Source organism: Streptomyces sp. NPDC096136 (assembly GCF_044763325.1).
Taxonomy (GTDB): Bacteria; Actinomycetota; Actinomycetes; order Streptomycetales; family Streptomycetaceae; genus Streptomyces.
The window spans coordinates 1-1,795 of sequence record NZ_JBIWFZ010000066.1; the positions used below are offsets into that span (position 1 = coordinate 1).

Annotated in this window: 3 protein-coding genes; all 3 read right to left on the reverse strand. The window is 71.9% G+C overall.

Features of this window, described 5'->3' with window-relative positions:
• Positions 1-683, reverse strand: a 683-nt coding sequence (locus tag ACIRBY_RS38715) for a homocysteine S-methyltransferase family protein (RefSeq protein WP_403910187.1), incomplete at its 3' end; no start/stop codon positions are given.
• 1 nt (position 684) lies between these two features.
• A complete protein-coding gene (locus ACIRBY_RS38720) occupies positions 685-1,668 on the reverse strand; it encodes a carbohydrate kinase family protein (protein WP_403910190.1) in 984 nt (327 codons plus the stop codon).
• Between the two features lies 1 nt (position 1,669).
• On the reverse strand, positions 1,670-1,795 hold a 126-nt coding region (locus ACIRBY_RS38725), incomplete at its 5' end, for a methionine adenosyltransferase domain-containing protein (RefSeq protein ID WP_403910193.1).

Consider the following 1,795-nt stretch of genomic DNA (forward strand, 5'->3'; position numbering starts at 1 on the left):
CCCGTCGCACAGTTCAGACCGATCATGTCGATCCCCAACGGCTCCAACGCCGTCAGCGCCGCACCGATCTCCGAACCCAGCAGCATCGTGCCGGTCGCTTCCACCGTGACCTGGACGATCAGGGGGAGGTCCCCCATCCCGCACCAGTCGAGCGCCCGGCGCGCACCGATGACGGCGGCCTTCGTCTGGAGGAGGTCCTGGGTGGTCTCGACGAGGAGGGCGTCCGCGCCGCCGCGGATCAGGCCCTCCGCGTTCTCCTGGTAGGCCGCGCGCAGGCGGTCGTAGGCGATGTGCCCGAGGGTGGGGAGCTTGGTGCCCGGGCCCATGGAGCCCAGGACCCAGCGGGGCCGGCCGTCGGACGCCGTGAAGGCGTCCGCGGACTCTCGGGCGATGCGGGCGCCGGCCTCGGAGAGCTCGTAGATCCGCTCCTCCACCCCGTACTCGGCGAGGGCGGCCAGGTTGGTGCCGAAGGTGTTGGTCTCGACGCAGTCCACACCCACGGAGAAGTAGGCGTCGTGGACCGAGCGGACGACGTCGGGGCGGGTGGCGTTGAGGATCTCGTTGCAGCCCTCCAGCCCCAGGAAGTCGTCCATGGTGGGGTCGGCGGCCTGGAGCATCGTGCCCATCGCTCCGTCCGCGACCACCACGCGGGTCGCGAACTCCTCCCTCAGTGACCGTCGCATCTCATTCCAGTCCCCTCAGGTGTTCGGACAGTTCCGCCTCGCTCCGCGGCCCGTAGGCGGAGCGCAGCCGGGCCAGCAGGGCCTCCCGGGTCAGCCGGTACTCCTGGGTGCCGGCGTGGTCGAGTACGGTCGCCGCGACCGCGCAGCCCAGCTGGGCCGCGTACCGCTCGGGTACGCCCCAGGCCGCTGCGGCGAGGAAGCCGGCCCGGAAGGCGTCGCCGACTCCGGTGGGGTCGACGACCCGCGCGACGGGCACCGCGGCGACGGCCAGGGGTGCGCCTCCCGCGGTGCGGATGCGTACGCCGTCCTCGCCGCAGGTGGTGATCCAGGAGCCGACCCGTTCCAGGACCTGCTCCTCGGTGAGCCCGGAGCGTTCGCAGAGCAGGGCGGACTCGTACGCGTTGGTGAACAGCCGCGTGGCTCCGTCGAGCAGTTCCAGCACCTCGTCCCGGGTGAGCCGGGCGAGCTGCTGGGAGGGGTCGGAGGCGAAGGGGACGCCGAGCTGGCGGCAGGCCCGGGTGTGGCGGAGCATGGCGCCGGGGTCGTCCGGGGAGACGAGGACCAGGTCGGGGCGGCCGGTGCGGGCGACGACCTCGTGGAGGTCGATCTCGCGGGCCTCGGCCATCGCGCCCGCGTAGAAGGTCGCGATCTGGTTCTGTTCCTCGTCGGTGGTACAGACGAAGCGGGCTGTGTGGAGGGTGTCGCTGACGCGTACGGAGTCGGTGTCCACTCCGTGGTCCTTGAGCCACACCCGGTACGGCTCGAAGTCCCCGCCCACCGCACCCACCAGCAGGGGGCGCAGTCCCAGCACGCCCAGGCCGAAGGCGATGTTCGCCGCCACTCCGCCCCGCCGTACCTCCAGGTGGTCGGCGAGGAAGGACAGGGAGACCCGGTCCAGCCGGTCCGCCAGCAGCTGCTCGGCGAACCGGCCGGGGAAGGTCATCAGGTGATCGGTCGCGATGGAACCCGTGACAGCGATCCGCATGTCAGATTCCGGCTGCCTTGCGCAGCGCGTGCACGCGGTCGGTGCGCTCCCAGGTGAAGTCGGGGAGCTCGCGGCCGAAGTGGCCGTAGGCGGCGGTCTGCGCGTAGATCGGGCGCAGGAGGTCGAG